Here is a 24,305-nt window from a genome sequence, read left to right on the forward strand (position 1 = left end):
GTATCCTGAGCAAGGATCTTTCTTGAAAATGGTGTTTTGTGCAAACTTTGGACAAATTCGACATTGCCATCCTCGGCCACCTGCAGGCCGACGCGCGCCTGACCAATGCCGAGCTGGCCCAGCGCGTGGGCCTGTCGGCCGCGCCGTGCTGGCGCCGCGTGCGGGCGCTGGAAGAAGCGGGCTTCATCCGCGGCTACCACGCCGACATCGACCGCCACAAGATCGGCCTGGGCGTGCTGGCCTTCGTGCGGCTCGATGCCGTGCGCACGGCCGGCACGCTGACGCTGGAGATGGAGGACGCCATCCGCAAGCTGCCCGAGGTGGTCACCTGCCACTACATCAGCGGCACCGGCACCTTCGAGCTGCAGGTGGTGGCGCGCGACCTGGACAGCTTTGCGCAGTTCGCGCGCAACACGCTGCTGAACCTGCCCAACGTGAAGGACATGCAGACCAGTTTCTCGCTGGGCGAGATCAAGTCCAGCCATGCGCTGCCGCTGTCCCAGCTGGGACCCATGGCGGGCCAGGGACTGCCTGGCCAGTAGCCGCAGGCCGGCGGACTGGCCTATGAAGGTCGCGCCGAAGCGACAGTGTGCTCCTGTAACAGGAGCGAAAAACGGTTGTCGTACAAGGTGGTGATCGTGGTTATTAGTAAGGCAACCATTTCTGGCGCCACCCTGCGTTTGGCCCGAGAATCGGGACACATGGCCGCAGAACAATCAACACCAGACCCCGCCCAGCCACCCGCCTCAGAAACCGAGCCTTCCACCCAGCCCCCGGCCGAGCCCTCGGGCGCGGGGGCGCCGGGCACCCTGCTCGAGGACCCGTCCGGCATGGCCGCTGCCGACAGGGCGGCCGCCGAGGCCGAAGGCCAGAAGACGGCCCAGGCCCAGCAGGGCGTCTGGGCGCCGCTGTCCGGCCCCACCTTCCGCATGCTCTGGCTGATCTGGATGGCGGCCAATACCTGCATGTGGATGAACGATGTGGCGGCGGCATGGCTCATGACCTCGCTGACCACCTCGCCCGTGCTCGTGGCCCTGGTGCAATCGGCCTCCACGCTGCCCGTCTTCCTGCTGGGCCTGCCCAGCGGTGCGCTGGCCGACATCCTGGACCGGCGCCGCTACTTCATCGTTACCCAGTTCTGGGTGGCGGCCGTGGCCCTGGTGCTGTGCCTGTTCGTGCTCTCGGGCCGGATGACGGCGCACTGGCTGCTGGTGCTGACCTTTGCCAACGGCATCGGCCTGGCCATGCGCTGGCCCGTGTTCTCGGCATTGATTCCCGAACTCGTGCCCAAGCACCACCTGCCCTCGGCCATGGCGCTGAACGCGGTGGCCATGAACGCCTCGCGCATCATCGGACCCCTGGTGGCGGGCGCCATCATCGCCAGCCTGGGCAGTGCCTGGGTGTTCGTGCTGAACGCCGTGCTGTCCGTCATCTCGGGCATCGTGCTGATCCGCTGGAAGCGCCGCCACGTGGCCAACCCGCTGGGCCGCGAGCGCCTGCCCTCGGCCATGCGCGTGGGCCTGCAGTTCGTGCGCGAGTCGCCGCGCATGCATGCGGTGCTGGCGCGCACGGTGTGTTTCTTCCTGCAGTGCACGGCGGTGATGGCCCTGCTGCCCCTGGTGGCACAGCGCCTGCACGGCCCGACCGAAGGCGGGGGCGGCGCCGAGACCTTCACGCTGCTGCTGGCCTCCATGGGGGCGGGCGCCATCGTGGGCGCCATGTTCCTGCCGCGCCTGCGCCAGGCCATGTCCAAGGAAAGGCTGATCCGGTCGGGCTCTGCCGTGCATGCGCTGGCCACGCTGGCCGTGGCCCTGTCGCCCAATGTCTACATGGCGGTGCCGGCCATGATGCTGGCCGGCATGGCGCTGATCTCCACGGCCAACGTGCTGGGCGTTTCGGCCCAGATGGCCCTGCCCAACTGGGTGCGGGCGCGCGGCATGTCCATCTACCAGATGTCCATCATGGGCGGCACGGCGGCAGGCGCCGCGCTCTGGGGACAGGTGGCCAGCATGGTGGGCGTGCGCGGCAGCCTCATGGTGGCGGCCGCCAGCGGCGTGGCCTGCATGCTGCTGGTGCAGCGCCTGGTGCGCGACCGCCAGATCGAGGAGGACCTGAGCCCCTCCAAGGCCTTCCAGCGCCCCGAGGTCAACATCCCCGAAGCCGGCCGCGTGGTCGTCACCATCGAGTACCAGATCGACCCCACCCAGGCCGAGGCCTTCCGCGCCCTCATGCAGGAAAGCCGCCGCAGCCGCATGCGCCAGGGCGCGCTGGGCTGGAGCCTGCTGCACAGCATGAGCCACCCGGAGCGCTACGTGGAGCAGATCATCGACGAGTCATGGACCGAGCACCTTCGCCGCTTCGACCGCGTCACCGCCGCCGACGTGGCGCTGCGCGACCGCAAGCTGGCGTATCACAAGGGCAAGGAACCGCCGCGCGTCACGAGGTACTTCGATACCCCCTGAGGCGCTGCGCGCCTTCCCCCTCCCTCGCGAAGCGAGTAGAGAGGGGGAAGCGGCGTAGCCGCTCAGGGAATCACCTCAAGTGGGGTGCCTGGCTCGCCAGGGCGCGCGGCCAGAAGGCCCACAGGCGCAGGTTCTGCTTGATGCGGCCTGCCAGGTCGCCGGCTTCGGGGCCCCAGCCCATGAAGTAGTCGGCGCGCACGGCGCCGACGATGGCGCTGCCCGTGTCCTGGGCGAAGACCAGGCGGTTCAGCGCCACGGTGGGCCCGGATGTGGACAGCCAGACCGGTGTGCCGTAGGGGATGCTCTGCTTGTCCACGGCGATGGAGCGGCCTGGCGTCAGGGCCACGCCCTGGGCGCCCTTGGGGCCGAACTGCAGGTCCAGGCCTTCCAGCGGCTCCTCACGGAAGAAGACGTAGCGCGGGTTGCTCCACAGCATTTCATTGACGCGGCCGGGGTTGGCGGCCACCCAGGCGCTGATGCCGGGCCAGGTGGCGTCGCGCACCAGTCCCTGGTCCAGCAGCCAGCGGCCCACGCTCTTGTAGGGCTGGTCATTGGTGCCCGCAAAGGCGACGCGGATCGTGCGTTGCGCGCCCGTGGGCTCGGTGATGTTCAGGCGCCCCGATCCCTGGATGTGCAGCACCATCGCATCGACGGGGTCGCGCAGCCAGGCGATGGCGCGGCCTGCCAGGGCCGCCTGGGCCTCGGGCAGGGTCTCGATCTGCTGGCGCGAGAACCAGGGCTTGCGGCTGCCGAAGCCGGCGCCGGCCGGCGTCTTGTACAGCGGCACGTTGAATCCGTCGCCGGGCAGGCGCCGCGCCTCGAACAGCGGCTCGTAGTAGGCCGTCAGCATGCCGTCCGGGCCGCCGCCCAGCGCCTCGATGCGGTAGGGTTGCAGATTGGCCATGAGCCAGGCGCGCTGCTCGTCGCTCGTGGCGATGCTCAGCTGGCGCACATCGCGGCACAGACCTGCGAAGACCGAACTGGGTCGTTCGCAGTTCTTTAGCCAGGCATTCCAGGCTTCGTGCAGCGCGTCCTCCTGCAGGCCTGGCAATTCGCTCCAGTCGGCCGCGATCCAGCGGCTCTTGGTGGGCGTGTTGGTGACCAGCGGGGGCCTGGGCGTGACGGCGGGAGAGCCGCCCGGCTGCAGATCGGGTACGGGCGAGGGGTCGTAGACCGGCTTGGTGGTGGTCGTGCAGGCGACCAGCGTCCCTACAATCAGCGCCATCGCGGCATGGCGCAGGAGGTGGAAATTCATGGGGTTGATTTTGCTCGAAGCACTGCTGGCCTTGGTGATTCTGGTCGCTATTGTGTGGTGGACCATGTTCTCCGGACGCCGCAAGGGCGAGTTGCCCGTGGACACGCCACGGGATTCGCATCCGTCTCCAGACAAACCCTCTCCCGGGCAGGATCGCAGCGGCCCGTGACGGCCGTGGAGGCAGCCTCGCGGAGCGGGCGCCGTCCTACGGGTATGCCCTGCCCGCACTGATAGGCTGTGCGCAGCCTGCTTTCCACAATGGGGACCCTGGCGCTACCGCACGGTGCGTTCCCAAGATTCAAAAGGAGTTTCCAATGCGCAAGCACATCGTTCTGGCCGCCGCAACGGCGGCCGCACTGTTCATCTCCGGCTGCGCGAACATGAGCGACACCCAGCGCCGCACGGCCACGGGCGCTGGCGTGGGCGCTGCAGCCGGCGCCGTGCTGGGCGCCGTCACCGGCGGCAGGGCCGGCACGGGTGCCGTGATCGGCGCTGGCGTGGGTGCACTGGGTACCTACATCTGGTCGCAGAACATGGAAAAGCAAAAGCGCGAGATGGAGCAGGCCACCCAGGGTACGGGCGTGAACGTGAGCCAGACGGCTGACAACCAGCTCAAGCTCGACATTCCCAGCGACATCTCGTTCGATACCAACCGTTCCGACATCAAGGGCAACTTCGCTCCCATCCTGGACCGCTTCGCCGAGGGCCTGCGCAACAACCCCAATGCCGAGGTGCGCATCATCGGCCACACGGACAGCACCGGCTCTGACGCCATCAACAATCCGCTGTCGCTGGACCGCGCCAACAGCACGCGCAACTACCTGACCATGCGCGGCGTCTCGGGCGCCCGCATCGCCACCGAAGGCCGTGGCTCGCACCAGCCCGTGGCTTCCAACGACTCGGCCAGCGGCCGTGCCATGAACCGCCGCGTGGAGATCTTCGTGGGCGAGATCCCGCAGCAGCACCAGCAGCCTCAGTATCAACAGCAGCCGCAGTACCAGCAGCCCCGCTGACCCGGGCTCTGTGCCAGATGCAACGCCCCGCAACGCGGGGCGTTTTTGCGTGGGCGGGCACCGGCATTGCCCTATGCTGGCTCCCATCCATCAATGGGGAGTCGTATGAGTGAAGCAAGCACAGCGGGCGCGGCCGACGTGGTCAGCCCGCTCGACAAGGGCCTGGGCGCGCTGTCCGCCCCCTGCGCGCCGCAGGACGCTGCCGCGCAGGGGTGGAATCTGCTGCGGGAAGACTTGAGTTTGCCGGTGGCCGTGCTGTCGCAGTCGCGCCTGTCGCACAACCTGGCCTGGATGCAGCGCTTTGTGGATGCCTACGGCGCCCAGCTCGCGCCCCACGGAAAGACGACCATGGCGCCCCGCCTGTTCCGCCAGCAGATCGACGCGGGCGCCTGGGGCATCACGCTGGCCACCGCTCAGCAGACGTGCGTGGCCCATGCCCATGGCGTGCGCCGCGTGCTCATGGCCAACCAGTTGATCGGCCGGCGCAACATGGCGGCCGTGGCCGAGCTGCTGGCCGATCCCGGCTTCGAGTTCTTCTGCCTGGTCGATTGTGCCGAGCAGGTCGAGCAGCTGGCCGCCTTTTTTGGCGCAGCGGGCCGGTCCGTGCAGGTGCTGATTGAACTGGGCCCGCCCGGCGGGCGCACGGGCGTTCGCTCCGATGCGCAGATGCAGCCGCTGCTGGACGCGCTGGCCCGGGCCGGTGCCGGCGTGCGACTGGCCGGGATCGAGGTCTACGAGGGCGTGCTCAAGGAAGAAGAACCCATCCGCACCCTGCTGCGGCGCGCCGTGGACTGGCTCCAGCGGCTGGCGGGTGAGGGCCGGCTGCAGCGCAGCCCGGCCGTGCTCACCGGCGCCGGCTCGGCCTGGTATGACGTGGTGGCCCAGGAGTTCGGCAAGGCCGACATCGGCGGTCCGCTGGATCTGGTGCTGCGCCCGGGCTGCTATCTCACGCATGACGCGGGCATCTACCAGGCAGCGCAGCGGCGCATCGACCAGACCAATCCCGTGGCGCAGCAGATGCGTGCCAGCCTGCAGCCTGCGCTGCAGGTCTGGGCCTATGTGCAGTCGCTGCCCGAGCCCGGCCGCGCCATCGTGGCGCTGGGCAAGCGCGATACCGCCTTCGAGGCCGTGCCGCCCCGGCCCGCGCTGCGCTACCGCCCCGGTGATGCCGCGCCCGTGGCGGCGCCACCGCATTGGGAGGTCACGGCCATGATGGACCAGCATGCTTTCCTGAAGGTGGCCGAGGACGATGGCCTGCGCATAGGCGACATGCTGGCCTTCGACATCTCCCACCCCTGCCTGACCTTTGACAAATGGCGGCAGTTGGCCGTCGTCAATGACCGCTATGACGTGGTGGACGTGATTGCCACGTATTTCTGAAGGGGTCAGCCGTGTGTGCGCAGCAGGTTGGCCAGTTCAACGGCCGACTTGACCTGCATCTTGTCGAAGACGCGCGCGCGGTGGACCTCGACGGTGCGCACGCTGATGTCCAGCTGGTCGGCGATGAGCTTGTTGGGAATGCCCTCGACCACCAGGCGCATCACGTCACGCTCGCGCTCCGTCAGCTCGTTGAAGCGTGCACGCACGGCTTCGCGCGCACGGGTTTCGGCCTGGTGCTGGGCCGACAGTTCCAGCGCCTGTTCGATGCGGTCCACGAGGGCATTGTCCGAGAAAGGCTTCTCGCAGAAGTCGAAGGCGCCGCGCTTGACGGTGTCCACGGCCGTGGGCACGTCGGCATGGCCGGTCAGGAAGATCACGGGCATGCCTGCGATCTGGTTGCGTTCCAGCATGAGGTTGAACAGCGCCAGCCCGCTCATGCCGCCCATGCGCATGTCCAGCAGCAGGCAGCAGGGATTGCGTGGCGGTGGGCGCGACTGCAGCATGGCGTCGAAGGCCTCTGCGCTGTCATAGCATTCGCTGAGCAGGCGGCGCGAGCGCAGCAGCCAGGCCAGCGCTTCGCGGACATCGGTGTCGTCGTCGACGATGTAGACGGTGGCGTCGGGTACAGGTTCCATGGGCCTATTGTTCCATTTGTTCCATTGGTGCCATCTATGCCTGCACCTGCGCAGGGCTGTGCGCCGGCAGCGTGAAGGCGAAGACGGTCCCGCGCGGGCTGTGGGGGCTGTGCTGCAGGTGGCCGCCATGCTGCTCGACCACGGTACGGCACAGGCTCAGGCCCAGGCCCATGCCCTCGTTGCGCGTGGTGAAAAAGGGCGTGAACAGTTGCTCCGCCACATGCTGGGGAATGCCGGTGCCGCAGTCGATGACGGCGAACTCCACCCAGCTGCGGCGCGTGCTGGCGGCCGCACGGCGCACGCGCAGCTGCAGCTCGCGCTCCATGGTCTCGGGCGAGTCCATGGCCTGCATGCCGTTGCGCGCCAGGTTGAGCAGCACCTGCTCGATCATGGTCGGATCGCACAGCACGGGCGGGAGGCCGGGCTCGATGTCGGTGGTCACGCGCACGCCCAGGTTGCGTGCCTGCAGGCTGATCAGCGGCAGCACGGCGTCTATGAGTTCGGCGGCGCCTATGACTTCGCGGGACTGGTCGCGCCGCCGCACGAAATCGCGCACGCTCTTGATCACGCGGCCTGCGCGGTCGGCCTGGAAGCTGATGCGCTCCATGGCCATGCGCAGGTCCTGCAGTTGCTGGCGCAGCCGGGCTTCATGGTCCGAGATGGCGCTGCCCGCACCTGCACCTGTGCCCGTGCCATCGTCGCTCCCCAGCATGTTCAGCGATCCCGTGGCGTAGCTGGAGATGGCCACCAGCGGCTGGGTGAGTTCATGGCTCAGCAGCGAGGCCATCTCGCCCACCGTGGCCAGGCGGGCCGTGGCCTGCAGGCGCTCCTGCGAGGCGCGTGAGATCTCTTCCATGCGCTTTTGCTCGCTGATGTCGATGAAGGCACTCATCCAGCCGGTGTGCTGGCCCTGGGCATTGATCAGCGGCGCCTCGAAGATCAACACCGGAAAGCGCGTTCCGTCCTTGCGCATGAAGATGCTTTCATGGCCCTCGCGCGGCGGCGGGGCGTTGCCGGACAGGCGGCTGTCGCGCCGGCGCGCGTAGATCTCGGCGCGCTCGGGCGGCCAGTAGGGCGCAATGCTCAGTCCCAGCAGTTCCTCGGCCGTGAAGCCCACCATGCTGCAGAAGGCCGGGTTCACATAGCTGATGCGGCCCTGCAGATCGCGCGCGCGCAGGCCCGTGACCAGCGAGTCCTCCATGGCCTTGCGAAAGGCCAGCGCATCGCCCAGATCGCGCTCGGCGCGCAGGCGTCGGCGGTTGTCGCGCACCAGCACGGCGACCACGGACACCAGGGCGATGGACATCAGCGTCACCAGGGCCGTGAGCACGTTGGGGAATACGCTGGGCGCGCGGTGCCAGCTGTCCATGCGCAGCACCAGGGTGCTGCCCGGCAGGTCCAGCAGCTGCTGCGCCGTGAACATGCGCGTGCCGCGCCAGGAGGCGCCCAGCAGGGCCAGGCGCGTGCCGTCCGGCTCGGTGAAGGACACTTCCTGGGTGCGCGGCAGGTTCTTGCTGACCTGGGTGATCAGCAGGCTTTGCAGGCTGTAGGTGCCGATGACAAAGCCGATGATGTGGCCGCTTTGCGTCAATGGCAGGCAGACCTCCATCATCTCCGTGCCCAGGCCTTCGGCCAGCAGCTGGAAGTAGCTGGGCGAGTAGGCCGGGCCGTTGAGGCGGCGCGCGTGGGTGCAGGTCAGCACGGCCTCCGGATGGGTGTTTTGCGTGCGCAGCTGGTCTTCCCACTGCACGTTGCGGTAGGGCGTCTCGGCATGGGAGCGGATCTGCAGGCCCGCATCGCGCCATTCGATGCGCATCAGCTCGCGGCGCACCTGCAGCAGCTCGGCGGCGCGGGTCTTCCACTCGGCAGGGTCGTTGTCGGGCGCGTTCAGCGCCTGCAGGTCCTGCAGGTTGCGGTTGAGGGCGGCGCGTATGTCGGCCACGGCATTGGCGGTGTCGCGCTCCAGCTTGTCCTGGACCTGGGAGGCCTCATAGCGTCCGGCCAGCCAGACCATGGTGATGAGCATGCTGGCCACCAAAGCGACCAGCAGGCTCCACAGCGACCAGCGCCGCCAGGCAGTGCGCCAGCGGCGCCAGGGCCAGCGGCCTTCGGCAGGGGCGGGCGTGGACAGGTGCAGCGGATTCACAGGACGCGGTGCTCCAGGGCCGGCAACTGGCGGCGCACATGCGCCAGGCGCTCGCGCTTGATCTCGCCCAGCACCACGCCTGCACCCTCGGCCTGCTGCGCCAGCACCATGCCCCAGGGGTCGGCCAGCAGGCTGTGGCCCCAGGTGCGGCGGCCGTTCTCATGGTGGCCGCCCTGGGCGGGCGCCAGCAGGTAGGCCTGGTTTTCGATGGCGCGGGCGCGCAGCAGCACCTCCCAGTGGGCCAGGCCCGTGATGTGGGTGAAGGCGGCGGGCACCAGCAGCAGGTCGGCACCCTGCTCGGCCAGTCGGCGGTACAGCTCGGGAAAGCGCAGGTCGTAGCACACGCTCAGGCCCAGGCGCCAGGACTCGCCCTCGCGCGAGGTGATGTCGCAGGTCACGGGCGTGTGGCCGGCCTGGACCACGGCGGCCTCCGTGTAGCGCTCGCGGCCGTTGTCGTAGTGGAACAGGTGGATCTTGTCGTAGCGCGCCACGCATTCGCCCTGGGGCGAGAACACCAGCGAGCTGTTGAGCACGTGGGCATCGTCATCGGCCACCAGAGGCAGGGTGCCGCCGACGATCCACAGCTGCAGCTCGCGCGCGGCGCGGCCCAGGAAGTCCTGGATGGGGCCTTGGCCGAAACTCTCGCGGTAGGCCAGCTTGTCGGTATCGCGCAGGCCCATGGCACAGAAGTATTCGGGCAGGGCCGCGAGTTCGGCGCCCTGCTCGCGCGCCTGGCGCAGCAGGGCCATGGCCTGGTCGAGGTTGGCGCGCACATCGGGTTCCGACACCATTTGCAGGGCTGCGATTTTCATGGGTTCTCTCCTGAAGGGGCTGACTCGGTGGCGGTGGAGGGCGTGCGCGACGGTGTGTCAGAGGGCGTTGCGGCCCGGCGGCGCGGCAAGGCAGTGACCTGGGGATCATCCCAGCTGCCGTCGATGCGGAATTCCTTGGTGGCTGCCGCAATCAGCGGGCCCCGCAGCAGCACCTGCGCCAGAAAGCTGCCCAGGCCGATCACGGGGTTGATGGCCGTGGCCACCAGGGAGGCGGTCATCGCGTTGATCTCGGGCACCACCACCACGTGCAGATTCTGCGTCTCCTGGACCAGGTCTGCCGTGCCTTCCATCAGCACGGCGGCGTTGACGCCCTTCATCTGCATGTTGTTGGTGCGCGCCACGCCATCGGTGATCTGCACATCACCGCGCATGAAGTCGAAGGCAAAGCCGTTGCTGAAGACATCGCGGAAATCCAGCGTCAGCCGGCGTGGCAGCGCCTGCAGGCTGAGCACGCTCAGCAGCTTGGCCAGGCCCGGTTCGGCCTTGAGGAACTGGCCGGTCTGCACATCCAGGTGCATGGAGCCCGAGAGGCTGCGGAAATCGGGCGTGATGGGCGAGCCCGTCCATCCCGCCGAGCCCTGCAGGCTCCCCTTGCCATTGCCCACCACGCCGGGCATGTCAAAGCGCGTGAGCAGCTTGCCCACGTCGCGCAGGTCCAGCTGGAACTGCAGCTGGCTGCGCCCCGGATGCTCGGACTGCCCCTGGGGCAGGCGCCACTGGCCGTTGGCCGTCAGCGTGGCCTCGGGCGTGGAAATGTTGAAGCGCGACAGCTGCCATTCGCGCGCCGCCGCGTTGCCGGGCACGGGGCGGTTGCGGGCCTCGACCTCCAGGCGGCCCAGCGCGTGGCCCGACAGGTGCATGTCGTCCACCACGATCTGCAGCGCCGGCAGCTGGCGCGGCCCTTCGTTGAACAGGGCGTCCACGCGTTCGGACTTGGCCTCCGGCACCGTCAGGCGGGACAGCCGGGCGACCAGTTGCCCTTCGGGCTGGGCGTCCGTGCCTTCGCGAAAGCCCACATAGCCATCCAGCTCCTGGGAGGTGAGGTTGCTGTGCCACGAGCCGCCATCGCGCGAAATGCCCGCCACCACATCGTGCAGCTGCCGCCCCTTGGCCTGCAGTTGCTTGACGCGCAGGCTCAGCCGATCGGGAAGGTATTCGCGCGCAGGGTCCGTGGCGGCGTCGGCGGGCTCTGGCCTGGCGCCGTTGGACTGCGGCGCCAGCGCCAGCCAGTCGTCGATATTGAAGAGCGGCAAATGCACATGGGCCTGCACGCCCTGGCCCGAAGTGGGGGCGGTGCCCGCTTCCTGGCCGATGAGGATGCTGCCGTGCAGCACGCGGCTGTGCTTGCCACTGATGTCGCGCTCATAGAAGACCGAGCCCGTGTCGCCCAGTTGCACGCTGATCTGGTCGCGCAGCGGGGCATCGGGCGCGGCGAAGCTGGCGGGCGCGAGCTGGTGGCTCACGGCCAACGGCTGGATGGACTCGGCGGCCTTGCCCAGCGGAGCCGGCAGGTTGATGCGCATGCCCTGCAGGCTGGACTGGACCTGGATTTCGGGCGTGCCACGGCGCACCTTCAGCAGCAGGGAATAGGGCGACTGGCCCTCGGCATGGCGGGCCAGGTCGGCCACCCAGTCCAGTTCCCTGGCATCGCGCAGCCCCTGTGCCGTGGCCGTGCCCTGCACCCGCACCTTGACGGACGATTCGGTGGCTGGCGCATTGCGCGCCAGCGCCTGCATGCCGCCATCGGCACGCAGCTCACCGCCCAGGGCCCGCGCCTGCAAGCCGACCAGCGAGAAGCCGGTGTCGGAGAATTTGACGGCGCCACGCAGCTGGCTCAGGTGCGGTGTCTCGTCATCGAGCTGCAGCGAGTTGCCCGCCAGCGTGACCTGCCCGGACACCTTGCTGCGGTCCAGATGGTCGATGGGCAATTGCAGTTGCAGGGCCAGTTGCGCGGCGCCCGTGGCCTCGCTGCCGTCCAGCACGTGCCCGGTCAGCGCCGACAGGGCCGAGGTCTTGACCACCCCCAGCATGTCGGCCAGCGGGCCCTGGCCCTTGGCGGTGACGGCCACCTCGGTGTGGGCCAGGTTGGGAATGCTGGCCTGGATGTCGCGCATCTGCAGCTGCGGATATCCGGCGAACTGGCCGCGCGCATTGCGCACGGCCATGGAGGAGCGGTCAAACACCAGCTCGCCGGACAGATCGACCAGGGCCGGCCAGGGCGCCTCGCCATGCGTGAGCAGATGGGGCGGCACATATTCATAGTGCACGTCATGCAGCTTGGCCGCGATGTGGAACTCGCCCTGGCTGGGCTTGTCGGCGGGTACGTGGTCCAGGTTGCCGCGCACCTTGAAGTTCACCGTGCTCGCGCGCCCGGCGTGTATGGCCTCGCGCACATAGTGGCGCGCGTCGGCGGGAATCTCCAGCGGCAGGTAGCGGTGCACGCGCGTGCCATCGGCGTTGCGCAGCTGGCCCTGCAGGTCCAGCACGCCGGGAAAGCGCGGCTGCCTGTCGCTGCCGTCGCCGGTATGCCATTGCGCGCGGGCCTCGCCTTCGGTGTCGTCATTGGCAAAGCGCAGGCTGGGCACCTGCACGCTGATGGCCTGGCCGCGCAGTTGCCAGCGCAGGCTGGCCTGCAGGCGGTGCAGCGGGATCTCGGGCTCCTCGAACACGCCGGGGAACGACAGCGACGCCGGCCGCTGCTCTGTGCCCTCCATCTCCAGCTGGGCCTGGCCGCCGTCCTGGTCCAGCGAGAAGCGCGCGTTCAGGCCCTTGAGGCCGGGCATGCCCGGCGCCGCGGGGCCTTCGGACGACGCCACGCCGTTGATCGACAGTTGCTGCAGTTCGCCACTGGCCTTGTACTGCTGCAAGGACTCCAGCGGGCCGCGCCAGCTTCCCTGGAACTGGTGCAGGCGGCCGGCCGGTGCCAGATCGGCCAGGTGCTGCTGCACCTGCTCTGGAAGCGGCAGGCGCTGGCCCAGCTGGGCGAGGATGGCCAGGTCAATGCCATCGGCCTGGAACTCGCCGTGCTCACCCAGCGCCCCCTGCGTGCTGGCGCCGGCGGGGTTGTAGCGCGCGCGCAGATTGCCAGCCGGCCAGTGCAGGCCGTCGCCCGTGGAAAATTCCAGGTTCTGCGCAGCGAAGCGCCAGCCGTCCTGGTGTTGCACGCTCAGCCTGCCCGTCAGGGCCTGCAGCTTCAGCGGCTGCAGGTCTTCGCGCCACTGCAGCTGCAGCGCGTTCACGGCCACGTCGGCCATGGCGCCCACGGGCTGGCCCTGGCGCAGGTCTATCCAGGCGCGCAGCGCGCCCCGGCCCTGCTGCAGGCGCAAGCCAGAGGTGTCTATGTACTGGCCGAGCTGGGACAGGTCGATCCGCGTGAACATCGCATGGGCCTGGCCGCTCCAGCGGCGCCAGTTGCCCTCGTGCGTGGACAGCAGCGGCTCGCGGAACAGGCCGGTCAGCATGAAGCGCTCGCCCCAGCCTTCGGGCGGCGTGGCATCCAGGCGCAGTCCGTGGCCCCAGCCCTTGTTGCGCAGCACCAGGTCCACATCGCGCAAGGCCAGCGGCGGAGCCTGGCGCAGTTCGTCCAACCACAGCAGGCTGCCGCCGCGCAGCGCCAGTTCGGTCTGCGAAAACAGCCAGTCGGCGGCGGCATTGTCCCCGCCGGCCGAAGGGCTGATCTCGATACCGGCCACGAAGACTCGGCCATCGGCCGCGCGGCGCACCACGAGTTCAGGACGGTCTATGTAGATCTGTTCCACGCCCAGGCGCATCAGCGAGCGTGCCGAAACGGCGACCACCACGCTGGGCAGGCGCAGGGCGTCTGCCGAATGTTCGGGGTCTTGCACCACCACGTCGCCCAGCTCGAAGCGGGGGACCAATCCCTCGCTGCGGGCCGTGATGCTGCCTATGCGAACCGGTAGGCCCAGCGTGCGTGAGGCCAGGGATTCCAGCTGAGGACGCCATTCGCCGATTCGCGGCACAATCCAGCCATGGAGCACCCCCCACACGGAGGCGAGGACCAGCCAGAAGGCCAGGACCAGCCCCAGTGACCACCGCGCAAGGCCGGCCATCCAACGGGTCAGGCGTGTGGGGTGCGGTTTCGGTTCGATCATCGGCGGCATCAGCTATGACGGGAATTATGACCGGCGCCCTCAGGGCCTGGGCGGTAACCAAGGGTTGCTGCAATCCCTCTGCGCGTGAGTGGCCGCTTCTTTCGCGTTCCGTATGCAATCCTCAGTTCACGCAATGGCAGGTACGGCCTTGAATGTCCCCGCACAGGCCGCCTATTCCCGTTTTCACCAACGGCTGCACCGTCGCTATGGCGACGAGCTGAGCCTTTTGCCGCCGGGTCCGCCCGAGCGCGCGTCCATGGAGCAGGCCCTGGCGGCACTGCTGGAGCGTGGCCTGGACCTGTCGGCTGCGCTGCGTGTGCTGCGCCAGCTGGTCATGGAGCGCACCATGGTGCTCGACTGCGAGCAGCAGGCGCCGCTGGCCGTGGTCACGCGCGCCGTGACCGAGCTGGCCGAGCTGGCGCTGGAGCGCGCCTGCATCCAGGCGCGCGCCGAGCTCGACGCGCGCCATGGTGCGCCTCAAGGCCCCGACGGCCGGCCAGTGCAGCTGTGGATCATCGGCATGGGCAAGCTGGGCGCACGCGAGCTCAACGTCTCCAGCGACATCGACCTGATCTACGTCTACGAGCAGGACGGCGACACCGCCGGCCTGCCCGATGGGCGCGGGGTGATCTCCAACCACGAGTACTTCGCGCGCGTGGTCAAGGGCATCTACGGCCTGATCGGCGACACCACCGAGCACGGCTTTGTCTTCCGCGTGGACCTGGCGCTGCGTCCCAACGGGAACTCGGGGCCTTCGGCCGTCTCGCTGGCCTCGCTGGAGGAGTATCTGCAGACCCATGGACGCGAGTGGGAGCGCTTTGCCTGGCTCAAGAGCCGCGTCGTGGCGCCCATGGACTGCGTGCGCTCCCAGCAGGTGCAGGCGCTGCGTGCCGTGGTCCTGCCCTTTGTCTTTCGCCGCTACCTGGACTACGCGGTCTTTGATGCGCTGCGCTCGCTGCACCGCCAGATCCGCGAGCATGCGGCGCGGCGCAGCGCGGGCCATCCGGGCCGCTCCAATGACGTCAAGCTCTCGCGCGGCGGCATCCGCGAGATCGAATTCACCGTGCAGCTGCTGCAGGTGGTGCGTGGCGGCCAGTTCCCCGAACTGCGCTGCCGCCCCACGCTGGAGGCGCTGGGCCGCCTGGCGCGCGCCGGCCTCATGAGCCAGGAAGTGGCCGACGCCCTGGGCTCGGCCTACACCTTTTTGCGCCGTGTCGAGCACCGTATCCAGTACCTGGACGACCAGCAGACCCATGTGCTGCCCACCCGCGACGATGACCTGGAATGGATTGCGCGCACCATGGGCTTTGCCGATGCCTGCGCCTTTTTGCACCAGCTCGATGCCCATCGCGAAAAGGTGGCCGAGGAATTCGACACCCTGCTGGGCGGCTCGGCCCAGCCCCAGTGCGGCTCGGGCCGTTGCAATGGCGCGCGCAGCCCCGCCCAGGGCACGCCGCGCGAGATAGACGGCCTCATGGAGCAGTTGCCGCCAGCCCTGGCCGCCCATGTGGCCGACTGGCGCGGCAATGCCCGCATCGCCAACCTGCGCGACGAGGCGCGCGGCCGGCTGTTTCGACTCGTGCAGCGCACGGCGCAATGGGTAGCCGAGCGCAGCGTGCCCGAAGACGCCGCGCTGCGCTTTCTGAACTGGCTGGAGCCGCTGCTGCGCCGTGAAAGCTATCTGGCCCTGCTGCTGGAGCGCCCCGCCGTGCACGAGCGGCTGCTGGACCTGCTGGGCGCGGCACGCTGGCCCGCGCGCTACCTGCAGCAGCACCCGGGCGTGATCGACGAGCTGGCCAACGAAGCCATGCTGGGCGAGCGTTTCTCGCCCATGGACTTCGAGCATGAGCTGGCCCTGCGCCTGGCCGCGCTGCAGGCCACGGGCGAGGACGATGACGAAACCCTGCTGAACCTGCTGCGCCGCGCCCACCATGCCGAGGTCTTTCGCACGCTGGCGCGCGATATCGAAGGCCGCATCACGGTCGAGCAGGTGGCGGACGATCTCAGCGCACTGGCCGACTGCGTGCTGCGGGTGACGGCCAGCTGGTGCTGGAGCCGGCTCAAGAACCGCCACCGCGAGTCGCCGCAGTTCGCCATCATCGGCTACGGCAAGCTGGGCGGAAAGGAGCTGGGCTACGGCAGCGACCTGGACATCGTCTTCGTCTTCGATGACGAAGACGAGCACGCCTCCGAGATCTATGCCGCCTTTGTGCGCAAGCTCATCAACTGGCTGGCCGTCAAGACGGGCGAGGGCGACCTGTTCGAGATCGACACCGCGCTGCGCCCCAACGGCAACTCGGGCCTGCTGGTGACCAGCTTCGCCTCCTATGCCAACTACCAGCAGCAGCGCGGCAGCAACACGGCGTGGACCTGGGAGCACCAGGCCATGACGCGGGCGCGCTTCGTGCTGGGCAGTGACGATCTGCAGGCCCGCTTCGATGCCGTGCGCGAGGCTGTGATCACCGCGCCTCGCGACCCCTCGGCGCTGCGCGACGAAATCGTCGCCATGCGCGAACGCGTGCGCGGCGCCCATCCGGTGCGCGGCGGCCTGTTCGATGTCAAGCACAGCCCGGGCGGCATGGTCGATGTGGAATTCGCGGTCCAGTACCTCGTGCTCTCGCAATCGGCCTCGCACCCGGAACTGATGGCCAACCTCGGCAATATCGCGTTGCTGCAGCGCGCCGAACAGGCAGGATTGATCCCGGCCGGCGTAGGCCAGCAGGCGGCCCCGGCCTACCGCGAGCTGCGCCGCCTGCAGCACGTGGCACGGCTGGATGAGCGCTCGGCACAGCTGGTGCCAGGGCAGGCCGAGCCGCTGAGTGCGCCCGTCAAGGCCTTGTGGGATGCGGTTTTCGCCAACGCCGTTGCGGCTTGACGATGTGAAGCAAAGAAGGCGGCTTGCGGCTGCGAACGCCTTCACTTCAGCATCCGTGGAAATTGGCCTACAGCAGGATCGCGGGCATCCTCAAAATGTTACATTTTTCCTGCCCACGACCCCTGGAACTTCTGCAAAAGTAGCTCATCTATTGAACAGCTTGTTGAGAGAGAGTACCCAGACCGAATTTCACGTTGCGAAGCCTCTGGGGCCACAGTCCTGAACTGTTCCGCCCGAAGCGCTTCTCCTCCCTCCCTCTCTTTATTCGTTTCGGGATGCTTCGCAACTTTTTTATGCCAGCAAAAAGGCCACCCATCGGGTGGCCTTTTTGCATTCCCGGGCTGGTGCGGCGTCAGGGCTGGGGAGGGCGCGTGGCTGCAAAACTGGCACGCTCGGCCAGCTTGGCCTGCAGTGCGGCCAGATTGGGGTGGTCGGCGCGCCAGTCCAGCTCGGGAAAGCGAAAGTCCAGCCAGCCCAGGGCGCAGCCCACGCACACGTCGGCCAGGGTGAAGTGGATGCCGCAGCAATACGGCTTGTCGCCCAGCCCCTGGGACATCACGTTCAGTGCAGCCCGCACCTTGGCAAGCTGGCGGTCTATCCAGGCCTGGCAGCGCTGTTCTTCGCTGCGGCCATCCCAGGTGGCTTCGAGGCGGGCCAGCGCCCCGGCATCCAGCAGGCCATCGGCCAGTGCTTCCCAGGTCTTGATCTCGGCGCGCTCGCGCCCCGTGCCGGGAATCAGCTTGCCTACCGGGGAAAGTGTGTCCAGATATTCGACGATCACGCGCGAGTCGAACATGGCATCGCTGCCGTCCATGACCAGGCGCGGCACCTTGCCCAGCGGGTTGCCGGTGCCGGGCGACAGCTCGCGGCTCCAGGGGTTTTCCTCGACGAACTGATAGTCGAGCCTTTTCTCTGCCAGTACGACGCGTACCTTGCGTACGTAGGCGCTGGTGGAGGAACCTATCAGTTTCATGGCAATTTTCCGTGGCGAAGAGGCGGCCCATGGGCGGGCAGCAGATTCTATGCGCTGCCCGGCGATCTCCCCCTCGGCCCCCGTTTTTGCCGCGCGCACCTACAATCACGGCCCATGAATCTGCCGCACATCTCCGCCCTGTCCCCGCTCGACGGCCGCTACGCCGCCAAACTGTCTCCTCTGCGCCCGATCATGAGCGAGATGGGATACATGCACCGCCGCGTGCAGGTGGAGGTGACCTGGTTCATCGCCCTGTCGGATGCCGGCTTTGCCGAGTTCAAACCCCTGTCCGAAGGCGCGCGCGTCTATCTGCAGGACCTGGTGAAGAACTTCTCCGAGGCCGATGCCGTGGCCATCAAGGACATCGAAAAGACCACCAACCACGACGTCAAGGCCGTGGAGTACTGGATCAAGGGCAAGTTCGACGGCCGTCCCGAGCTGCTCAAGGCCGCCGAATTCGTGCACTTTGCATGCACCAGCGAAGACATCAACAACACCAGCCACGCGCTGCAACTGCGTGCCGGCCGCGACAGCGTGCTGCTGCCCGCAATCTCCGGCATCACGGCCAAGCTGCGCGAGATGGCCCATGCCTATGCTGCCGTGCCCATGCTCAGCCGCACGCACGGCCAGACCGCCAGCCCCACCACCGTGGGCAAGGAAATCGCCAACGTGCTGGTGCGCCTGGAAAAGGCCTCTGCCCGCATCGCCGAGGTCAAGCTCCTGGCCAAGATGAACGGCGCCGTCGGCAACTACAACGCCCACCTTTCCGCCTGGCCCGAGTTCGACTGGGAAGCCTTCAGCAAGAACGTGATCGAGTCGCCCGAGCCCCAGGGTCTGGGCCTGAGCTTCCAGCCCTACTCGATCCAGATCGAGCCGCATGACTACATGGCCGAGCTGTTCGACGCCATCGCGCGCGCCAACACCATCCTCATCGACTTCTCGCGCGATGTCTGGGGCTATGTGTCCCTGGGCTACTTCAAGCAGCGCCTGAAGGCCGGCGAGATCGGCTCCTCGACCATGCCGCACAAGGTCAACCCCATCGACTTCGAGAATGCCGAAGGCAACCTGGGCCTGGCCAACGCCCTGCTCAAGCACCTGGCCGAAAAGCTGCCCATCTCGCGCTGGCAGCGTGACCTGACCGATTCGACCGTGCTGCGCAACATCGGCGTGGCCATGGGCTATGCCACGCTGGCCTACAGCTCGCTGATGACCGGCCTGAACAAGCTCGAACTCAACGAAGAGCGCCTGCAGGAAGACCTGGACAACGCCTGGGAAGTCCTGGCCGAGCCCATCCAGACCGTGATGCGCCGCTACGGCGTGCAGGGCGCCTACGAAAAGCTCAAGGAAGTCACGCGCGGCAAGACCGTGCAGGCCGAAGACCTGCACCGCCTGATCAACGGCCTGGAAATCCCCCAGGCCGACAAGGACCGCCTGCTGGCCATGACGCCTGCCTCCTATGTGGGCAAGGCGGCCGAGCTGGCGCGCCGCGTCTGAGTTGATGCAGGCCCATGGTGCCGGCACTTCGGCGCGATCCAACAATTTCGACGCGCTGAGACTGCTGGCCGCACTGCTGGTCATCTGGAGCCATCAGTTCGCGGTCATGGGCTTGCCGGTTCCCCAGCTCCTGCACAACGAGCCCGGGGCGCTGGGCGTGGTCATCTTCTTTGCCATCAGTGGCTATCTCGTCACCTTGTCCTGGCTGGCTGACCCGCATCTGGGGCGCTTTGCGGCGCGCCGGGCACTGCGTATCTGGCCCGGCCTCATCGCAGCCGTCCTGCTCTGCGCTTTCGTGCTCGGGCCCTTGGTCACTACCTTGCCCTTGAAGGCCTATCTCGCGCATCCATTGACGTGGGACTATCTGCGCAACCTGTGGCTGGACACACAGTTTGCGCTGCCGGGCGTATTTGATGGCAACGTGCTGGCTTCATCGGTCAATGGTCCCTTGTGGACCATCCCGCTGGAAGTGGGCTGCTATGCCTTCCTTGCTGCAGCCGGAGCCCTGGGTGTGATGCGCTGGCCCTGGGTTGCTCCCCTGGCATTTCTTGCGCTGCTTTTGGGCATGCAGTGGCACTACAGCCCAGCGCCGGGTGCTGCCATGCCTGCCTGGTCGTTCGGACTGCAATACGGCATGGTGTTCGCGCTGGGCGCGACGCTGGCCTGCTGGCGCCATCTGTGGATAGAGCGCCGCCCGTTGGCGATGACTGCAATGCTGCTGCTGCTTGCCGTCCTCTACTTCAAAGGCCCGGCGATCATTGCGGGCCAGGCACCCTTGCTGGCGCTTGCAGTTTTTTCCGTGGTGGCAGGATCGGCATCCACGCCCCTTCTCAAGCATGCAGGGCATTTCGGCGATTTCTCTTACGGCCTGTACATTTACGCCTTTCCCGTGCAGCAGCTGGTGGTCTGGCATTTCGCGGACCGGCTCGGCTATGGCGCAGCTCTGGCCTGCACCGTGGCCGGCACGGGCCTGCTGGCCGTGCTGTCCTGGCATTTGCTAGAAAAGCAGGCACTGACCTTCAAGCCTGCCCGGCCCGCTTCGGGTGCTCCCAAAATCCCTTCGTCGCATGTGACGGGCTGACCCTCACCTGCCGAACTACCTGTCTCATGGCCCTCAAATCCACCATCTTCAAGGCGAACCTGTCCATCGCCGACATTGACCACGGCTACTACGCCGACCATGCGCTGACCCTGGCTCGCCATCCCAGCGAAACGGACGAACGCATGATGGTGCGCCTTGTGGCCCTGGCCCTCAATGCCCACCAGCTCAGCGACATGTGCAACGGCGACGGCACGCTGGCCTTTGGCGCGGGCCTGTCCGATCCCGAGGATCCCGATGTCTCGCTGACCGACTTCACGGGAGCCAAGCGCCTGTGGATCGAGGTCGGCCAGCCCGAGGAAAAGCCCATCGCCAAGGCATGCAACAAGTCCGATGCCGTAGTGCTCTACGCCTTCCACCATGCGGCGGAAGTCTGGTGGAGAGGCCTGGAAGGCAAGCTGGCACGACTGAACAAGCTGCAGGTCTGGCGGATTCCCTCCGAAACCTCCCAGTCGCTGGCGGAGCTGGCCGAGCGCAGCATGCAACTGCAGGCCACCATCCAGGAAGGCGCATTGACGCTCAGCAGCAATCTGGGCACGGTCTTCATCGAGCCGCTGCGCTGGAAGTAGCCGGGCACTGGCCCAAGCAAGCCACTGTCTCAGGCAGGCAACTGCATCCGGACGGCCTGGGCGAAGGACTCCACCGTCCAGCCCGCGCCCAGCAGCATGCGGCGAGTGGACAGCCGGTCCATGACATCGTCGGGCACATTGCAGCCCAGATGGATCAGCGACTTGCTCTCCGTGATGCCCACATAGCGGCCGTCATAGCTGCGCGCCAGATGGTTCCACAGGCCGTGGGCACCCGGCGACTGGCGTGCGCCGCTGACGAGGCAGGTGCCCGTATCGAGCACGCTGCGGTAGACGGCGCTGGCGATGCCGCGCCGCTGGTAGTCCGGCGCAAAGCGCGAATGGGGCGAGCGCACGCGGCGGTCGGTGCGCTTGTCCACTTCGACCAGACGATTGAACACCGTGTAGCCGGCCAAGCAGCGCCGCTCCATATCCTCCACGTAGGCAAACCATTCGCCGTCGGCCTCCCGCCAGTGCAGCTGGAACTGCGGATCGTGAAGCGGACGTCGCTCCAGGCCGTGCAGCTTGTTGCCGGGCTGGTACAGGCGCTCATGAATGGCTTCGAGCTCGCCCTCCACCAGTGGCTGCATCACGTCGATGCGCAGTTCGGTGACGTGGTGCGGCCGCAAGCGGGCCGAGGCGCGATGCGCCACGGCATCACGCAGATGGCGCCAGAGGGTGGAAAACGAGGGCCCGGCTGGGGCAAAGGCTAGACAGGTCACGGCAAAGCTCGCTTTGTCGGCAGGCCTTGTGGCCCGGCAGACGCGTAAAAACCCAACCGCCTTCAGTTTCAAGGTGAAGGCGGCGCAAGAAGAGCGGATTCAGTGAAGCGACGCTGCCCGGTTCCGCGCAGGGCAGCGCATCAAGACCGTGCGGCCTGTCTGGGGCCGATGTTCAGCCGCGCTGCATCGCGCTCGCGCAGGCGAGCGGCCGTGGCAGGCCAGGCCTTGCCGGCCGGCACGCGCGTGCTCCCCGCATCACTTGCCGTGAGGCGCATGCAGGGGCGGGGGCGGCGGTGGCTGGAAGCGGCGGTCTGCAGCATGGGGACTGATGTTAGGCCGCCTGCAACATCGCACTGGTTCGGTGCGATATACGGCAATCAGCCGGGTTTGCGCGATATGTCCGCGCGCTCGGCCGCACGCTCTGCATAGCGGGTAAAGCGCCAGGAGTCGCCTTCTTTCGTGATCCTGCGCCATACGGCGCGCTTCTGTGGTGGCTCCATGGCGGTCCACATCTGCACTTCGTCGAAGCTGCGGCCACAACCCTTGCATTTCTCGTCGCCCTGGCTGGTGGAGCAGATGGCGATGCAGGGCGTATCGGGGGTCGTGTCGTACCAGGCCAGCCAGGCTGCCATGGCGTGCGAGGGAAAGCCCTCAACCTGCACTTCGGTCTCATGCCAGAAGATCATCAGCGCGTACACCTCGGCCAGGGCCCGTACTTCGGGCTGCAGCAGCACACCATCCGGGGACGGGTGGCGCTCTCGCCAGTAGTTGATGGCGGCTTCGATATCGGTGATGTGCAGTGCGGTCATGGACGGGCAAGGGGAAGGGACAGCGATGATAAGGCGCATGCCAGTCCTCGGCCGGGCACTGCTGCAACACTCCATCAGCTTCAGGGTTGCTATGAATAGTGAAGCGTTGGGGGCAGATGTATAAAAGGAGTACGGGATGTGTTGCTTGTGCTTTCCGTGGAATTGAAGGGTTTTTTCACTTGCGTGCCGCAGCGGCTTTGTGTTGCAATCCGCAGGTTCGAAGGGGAGTAGCTCTCTGCCGGCAGGGGTGGTTGCAAAGCCACCGCGCCGGCATCGGAATGGTCGTCAATACGAAGCGCAAGCTTCCGGCCTTCCGGGCTGCGGTACATACCGCAGCCGAGCAAGACCTTTGATGGACCTGATGACGGTCGATCAAGGTGTTCTCCCCTGAGCCAGGCATGTCCTTGCCCGGGTAGGCGCTGTGTCGTCGCATCGGTCTTTCTGTGCTGGTGGGTGTTTCTCCAGGAGGGAGGAGTTCTCGCCGGCCGTACTCAACAGCGAGGACCTTATGGACTTGGACTTTCTGACTCACGCCCCGTTCTGGGTGGCCCTGGGCCAAATCATCATCATCGACATCCTGCTGGGCGGGGACAACGCGGTCGTGATCGCGCTGGCCTGCCGCAAGCTGCCGCCCGCGCAGCGCAAGAAGGGCATCATCTGGGGCACGGCTGGCGCCATCATCCTGCGCGTCATCCTGATCGCCTTCGCGATGACGCTGCTGGCGCTGCCCTTCCTGAAGTTTGTCGGCGCACTGCTGCTGGTGTGGATCGGTATCAAGCTGATTGCGCCTGATGAAGATGGCCATGACAACATCCAGGGCAGCGACAAGCTGCTGGCGGCCATCAAGACCATCATCGTCGCCGACCTGGTGATGAGCGTGGACAACGTGATCGCCATCGCCGGCGCCGCACAGAGCTCGGGCGAACACCAGCTGCTGCTGGTCGTGCTGGGTCTGTTGATCTCCATCCCCATCATCGTCTGGGGCTCGCAGCTCGTGATCAAGCTGATGGAGCGCTTCCCCATCATCATCGTGGCCGGCGGCATGCTGCTGGGCTGGATTGCCGGCGGCATGCTGGTCACCGACCCCGTCTTCGCCAATACGGAGAAGTGGGACTGGATGGTCAAGCTGCCCCAGACCGACATGCTCAAGTACGGTGCCAGCGTGTTCGGAGCCCTGCTGGTGCTGGCACTGGGCAAGTACATCGCTTCGCGCCGTCCTGCTCCCAAGGCGGATGCCCACGGAGCTTGATTTCCTGAAAAGTTGAGGTTGGCGCCGGGTTGGCCTGTCTGGCCTCCCGCGCCGATTCGCGACAATCCAGTGCAAGGGCGGCTTTGACCGCCCGCCTGTCCCACCCCGCAAACCCAGTTCGACAAGGACTTGCTTTGAACCCCATCATCGTCTACGTGGATGACGCTTCCTACGCCCTGCCTCTGGTCCAGGCCCTGGCCGCCTCGCCGCAGGCCCAGTCCTCGCACTGGTTGCTGGTGGCCTGCGCACCGCGCATAACCCACCGTGTCAGCAAATGGGTGAGCCACAGCGCACGCGAAAGCTGGCGCGGCAAGTGGGCCGACAAGCTGTTTGCCCAGTTGCTGCCGGTGTTCGGTGACAGTGCAGGCCGAATCACGCCGGTGCTGGCCAAGGGGCCGCTGGCCGAACTGGTGGCCCAGCTCCAGCAGGAGCATGGCGCGGCCCAGATCGTCGATGCGCGCCGCCCCAAGCAGGAAGCCACGGCCCCAGCCGTGGCGCCTGCAGCCCCGCTGGGCCGGCGCTGGAATCTTCCGGGAACGCTGGCGGCCATCGGCGCGCTGATGGGCCTGGTGTTCGAGGAAGCGATGGTCTAAAGGCTGGCATCTGCCTGGCTGCTCTGGTCAGGCGATCACTGTCAGGACGGCATCCCGGAAAACGGGATGCCGTTTTTCATGGAGTTCTC

The 24,305-nt window shown here is 67.3% G+C and carries 20 protein-coding genes; 11 read left to right on the top strand and 9 right to left on the bottom strand.

Annotated features, from left to right (window positions below):
* The first annotated feature begins 38 nt into the window (after positions 1-38).
* The gene (locus ACN20X_RS04065; RefSeq protein WP_016449368.1) at positions 39-542 is read left to right on the top strand and encodes an Lrp/AsnC family transcriptional regulator; all 504 of its coding nucleotides are present in this window, start codon (positions 39-41) and stop codon (positions 540-542) included.
* A gap of 159 nt (positions 543-701) precedes the next feature.
* Positions 702-2,462, top strand: a complete 1,761-nt coding sequence (locus ACN20X_RS04070) for an MFS transporter (RefSeq protein WP_374006324.1) — start codon at positions 702-704, stop codon at positions 2,460-2,462.
* A gap of 70 nt (positions 2,463-2,532) precedes the next feature.
* On the opposite strand, the gene mltA is transcribed toward ACN20X_RS04070, so the two are convergent.
* Positions 2,533-3,717, bottom strand: coding sequence for a murein transglycosylase A (gene mltA / locus ACN20X_RS04075; RefSeq protein WP_473210308.1), 1,185 nt, complete (start codon positions 3,715-3,717; stop codon positions 2,533-2,535).
* Between mltA and ACN20X_RS04080 the strand changes: the two genes are divergently transcribed.
* From ACN20X_RS04080 to ACN20X_RS04090, 3 genes are all read left to right on the top strand, one after another.
* Entirely contained in the window at positions 3,716-3,886 is a 171-nt protein-coding gene (locus tag ACN20X_RS04080; RefSeq protein WP_016449371.1) for a hypothetical protein, read from the top strand. The genes mltA and ACN20X_RS04080 overlap by 2 nt on opposite strands.
* 145 nt (positions 3,887-4,031) lie before the next feature.
* On the top strand, positions 4,032-4,730 hold the full coding sequence (locus ACN20X_RS04085) for a YiaD family glycine zipper/OmpA-like lipoprotein (protein ID WP_016454249.1): 699 nt from the start codon (positions 4,032-4,034) through the stop codon (positions 4,728-4,730).
* Between the two features lie 105 nt (positions 4,731-4,835).
* Positions 4,836-6,110 carry an amino acid deaminase gene (locus tag ACN20X_RS04090; RefSeq protein ID WP_047328051.1) on the top strand — a complete coding sequence of 425 codons (1,275 nt, stop codon included), beginning with the start codon at positions 4,836-4,838 and terminating at the stop codon, positions 6,108-6,110.
* Positions 6,111-6,115: 5 nt separating this feature from the next.
* On the opposite strand, the gene ACN20X_RS04095 is transcribed toward ACN20X_RS04090, so the two are convergent.
* From ACN20X_RS04095 to ACN20X_RS04110, 4 genes are read right to left on the bottom strand one after another with little or no spacing between them, the layout of a single operon-like run.
* Positions 6,116-6,745, bottom strand: coding sequence for a response regulator transcription factor (locus tag ACN20X_RS04095; protein ID WP_012202778.1), 630 nt, complete (start codon positions 6,743-6,745; stop codon positions 6,116-6,118).
* Positions 6,746-6,779: 34 nt separating this feature from the next.
* The gene (locus ACN20X_RS04100; protein ID WP_016454247.1) at positions 6,780-8,891 is read right to left on the bottom strand and encodes a two-component system sensor histidine kinase NtrB; all 2,112 of its coding nucleotides are present in this window, start codon (positions 8,889-8,891) and stop codon (positions 6,780-6,782) included.
* A complete protein-coding gene (locus tag ACN20X_RS04105; RefSeq protein WP_016454246.1) occupies positions 8,888-9,703 on the bottom strand; it encodes a carbon-nitrogen hydrolase family protein in 816 nt (271 codons plus the stop codon). The genes ACN20X_RS04100 and ACN20X_RS04105 overlap by 4 nt, the downstream gene beginning before the upstream one ends.
* Positions 9,700-13,836, bottom strand: a complete 4,137-nt coding sequence (locus ACN20X_RS04110) for a YhdP family protein (RefSeq protein WP_473210309.1) — start codon at positions 13,834-13,836, stop codon at positions 9,700-9,702. Before ACN20X_RS04110 ends, ACN20X_RS04105 begins: the two co-directional genes overlap by 4 nt.
* Positions 13,837-13,969: 133 nt before the next feature.
* Between ACN20X_RS04110 and glnE the strand changes: the two genes are divergently transcribed.
* Positions 13,970-16,711: a bifunctional [glutamate--ammonia ligase]-adenylyl-L-tyrosine phosphorylase/[glutamate--ammonia-ligase] adenylyltransferase gene (gene glnE / locus ACN20X_RS04115; RefSeq protein ID WP_473210800.1), complete on the top strand. Its 2,742-nt coding sequence runs from the start codon at positions 13,970-13,972 to the stop codon at positions 16,709-16,711.
* A gap of 352 nt (positions 16,712-17,063) precedes the next feature.
* On the opposite strand, the gene ACN20X_RS04120 is transcribed toward glnE, so the two are convergent.
* Positions 17,064-17,684: a glutathione S-transferase family protein gene (locus tag ACN20X_RS04120; RefSeq protein ID WP_016449378.1), complete on the bottom strand. Its 621-nt coding sequence runs from the start codon at positions 17,682-17,684 to the stop codon at positions 17,064-17,066.
* A gap of 114 nt (positions 17,685-17,798) precedes the next feature.
* Between ACN20X_RS04120 and purB the strand changes: the two genes are divergently transcribed.
* From purB to ACN20X_RS04135, 3 genes are read left to right on the top strand one after another with little or no spacing between them, the layout of a single operon-like run.
* A complete protein-coding gene (gene purB / locus ACN20X_RS04125; RefSeq protein ID WP_016449379.1) occupies positions 17,799-19,178 on the top strand; it encodes an adenylosuccinate lyase in 1,380 nt (459 codons plus the stop codon).
* A gap of 4 nt (positions 19,179-19,182) precedes the next feature.
* A complete protein-coding gene (locus ACN20X_RS04130) occupies positions 19,183-20,259 on the top strand; it encodes an acyltransferase family protein (protein ID WP_016449380.1) in 1,077 nt (358 codons plus the stop codon).
* Positions 20,260-20,285: 26 nt separating this feature from the next.
* Positions 20,286-20,846 carry a YaeQ family protein gene (locus tag ACN20X_RS04135; RefSeq protein WP_016449381.1) on the top strand — a complete coding sequence of 187 codons (561 nt, stop codon included), beginning with the start codon at positions 20,286-20,288 and terminating at the stop codon, positions 20,844-20,846.
* A gap of 29 nt (positions 20,847-20,875) precedes the next feature.
* On the opposite strand, the gene ACN20X_RS04140 is transcribed toward ACN20X_RS04135, so the two are convergent.
* The 3 genes from ACN20X_RS04140 to ACN20X_RS04150 form a co-directional block, all read right to left on the bottom strand.
* Positions 20,876-21,565: a hypothetical protein gene (locus tag ACN20X_RS04140; protein ID WP_016449382.1), complete on the bottom strand. Its 690-nt coding sequence runs from the start codon at positions 21,563-21,565 to the stop codon at positions 20,876-20,878.
* Between the two features lie 140 nt (positions 21,566-21,705).
* Positions 21,706-21,885, bottom strand: coding sequence for a hypothetical protein (locus ACN20X_RS04145; protein ID WP_016449383.1), 180 nt, complete (start codon positions 21,883-21,885; stop codon positions 21,706-21,708).
* Between the two features lie 57 nt (positions 21,886-21,942).
* Positions 21,943-22,374, bottom strand: coding sequence for a DUF3717 domain-containing protein (locus ACN20X_RS04150; RefSeq protein ID WP_034348260.1), 432 nt, complete (start codon positions 22,372-22,374; stop codon positions 21,943-21,945).
* A gap of 508 nt (positions 22,375-22,882) precedes the next feature.
* Here ACN20X_RS04150 and ACN20X_RS04155 point away from each other — a divergent pair.
* A complete protein-coding gene (locus ACN20X_RS04155) occupies positions 22,883-23,623 on the top strand; it encodes a TerC family protein (RefSeq protein ID WP_016449385.1) in 741 nt (246 codons plus the stop codon).
* A gap of 134 nt (positions 23,624-23,757) precedes the next feature.
* Positions 23,758-24,216 carry a hypothetical protein gene (locus ACN20X_RS04160; protein WP_016449386.1) on the top strand — a complete coding sequence of 153 codons (459 nt, stop codon included), beginning with the start codon at positions 23,758-23,760 and terminating at the stop codon, positions 24,214-24,216.
* Positions 24,217-24,305: the final 89 nt, after the last annotated feature.

The organism is Delftia sp. PX-1 (assembly GCF_055797465.1).

Coding starts and splice junctions, on each gene's coding strand:
- ACN20X_RS04070 (WP_374006324.1), top strand. CDS start 702: ATGGCCGCAGAACAATCAACACCAGACCCCGCCCAGCCACCCGCCTCA.
- ACN20X_RS04080 (WP_016449371.1), top strand. CDS start 3,716: ATGGGGTTGATTTTGCTCGAAGCACTGCTGGCCTTGGTGATTCTGGTC.
- mltA (WP_473210308.1), bottom strand. CDS start 3,717: ATGAATTTCCACCTCCTGCGCCATGCCGCGATGGCGCTGATTGTAGGG.
- ACN20X_RS04085 (WP_016454249.1), top strand. CDS start 4,032: ATGCGCAAGCACATCGTTCTGGCCGCCGCAACGGCGGCCGCACTGTTC.
- ACN20X_RS04090 (WP_047328051.1), top strand. CDS start 4,836: ATGAGTGAAGCAAGCACAGCGGGCGCGGCCGACGTGGTCAGCCCGCTC.
- ACN20X_RS04095 (WP_012202778.1), bottom strand. CDS start 6,745: ATGGAACCTGTACCCGACGCCACCGTCTACATCGTCGACGACGACACC.
- ACN20X_RS04105 (WP_016454246.1), bottom strand. CDS start 9,703: ATGAAAATCGCAGCCCTGCAAATGGTGTCGGAACCCGATGTGCGCGCC.
- ACN20X_RS04110 (WP_473210309.1), bottom strand. CDS start 13,836: ATGATCGAACCGAAACCGCACCCCACACGCCTGACCCGTTGGATGGCC.
- glnE (WP_473210800.1), top strand. CDS start 13,970: ATGGCAGGTACGGCCTTGAATGTCCCCGCACAGGCCGCCTATTCCCGT.
- ACN20X_RS04120 (WP_016449378.1), bottom strand. CDS start 17,684: ATGAAACTGATAGGTTCCTCCACCAGCGCCTACGTACGCAAGGTACGC.
- purB (WP_016449379.1), top strand. CDS start 17,799: ATGAATCTGCCGCACATCTCCGCCCTGTCCCCGCTCGACGGCCGCTAC.
- ACN20X_RS04130 (WP_016449380.1), top strand. CDS start 19,183: ATGCAGGCCCATGGTGCCGGCACTTCGGCGCGATCCAACAATTTCGAC.
- ACN20X_RS04135 (WP_016449381.1), top strand. CDS start 20,286: ATGGCCCTCAAATCCACCATCTTCAAGGCGAACCTGTCCATCGCCGAC.
- ACN20X_RS04145 (WP_016449383.1), bottom strand. CDS start 21,885: ATGCTGCAGACCGCCGCTTCCAGCCACCGCCGCCCCCGCCCCTGCATG.
- ACN20X_RS04150 (WP_034348260.1), bottom strand. CDS start 22,374: ATGACCGCACTGCACATCACCGATATCGAAGCCGCCATCAACTACTGG.
- ACN20X_RS04155 (WP_016449385.1), top strand. CDS start 22,883: ATGGACTTGGACTTTCTGACTCACGCCCCGTTCTGGGTGGCCCTGGGC.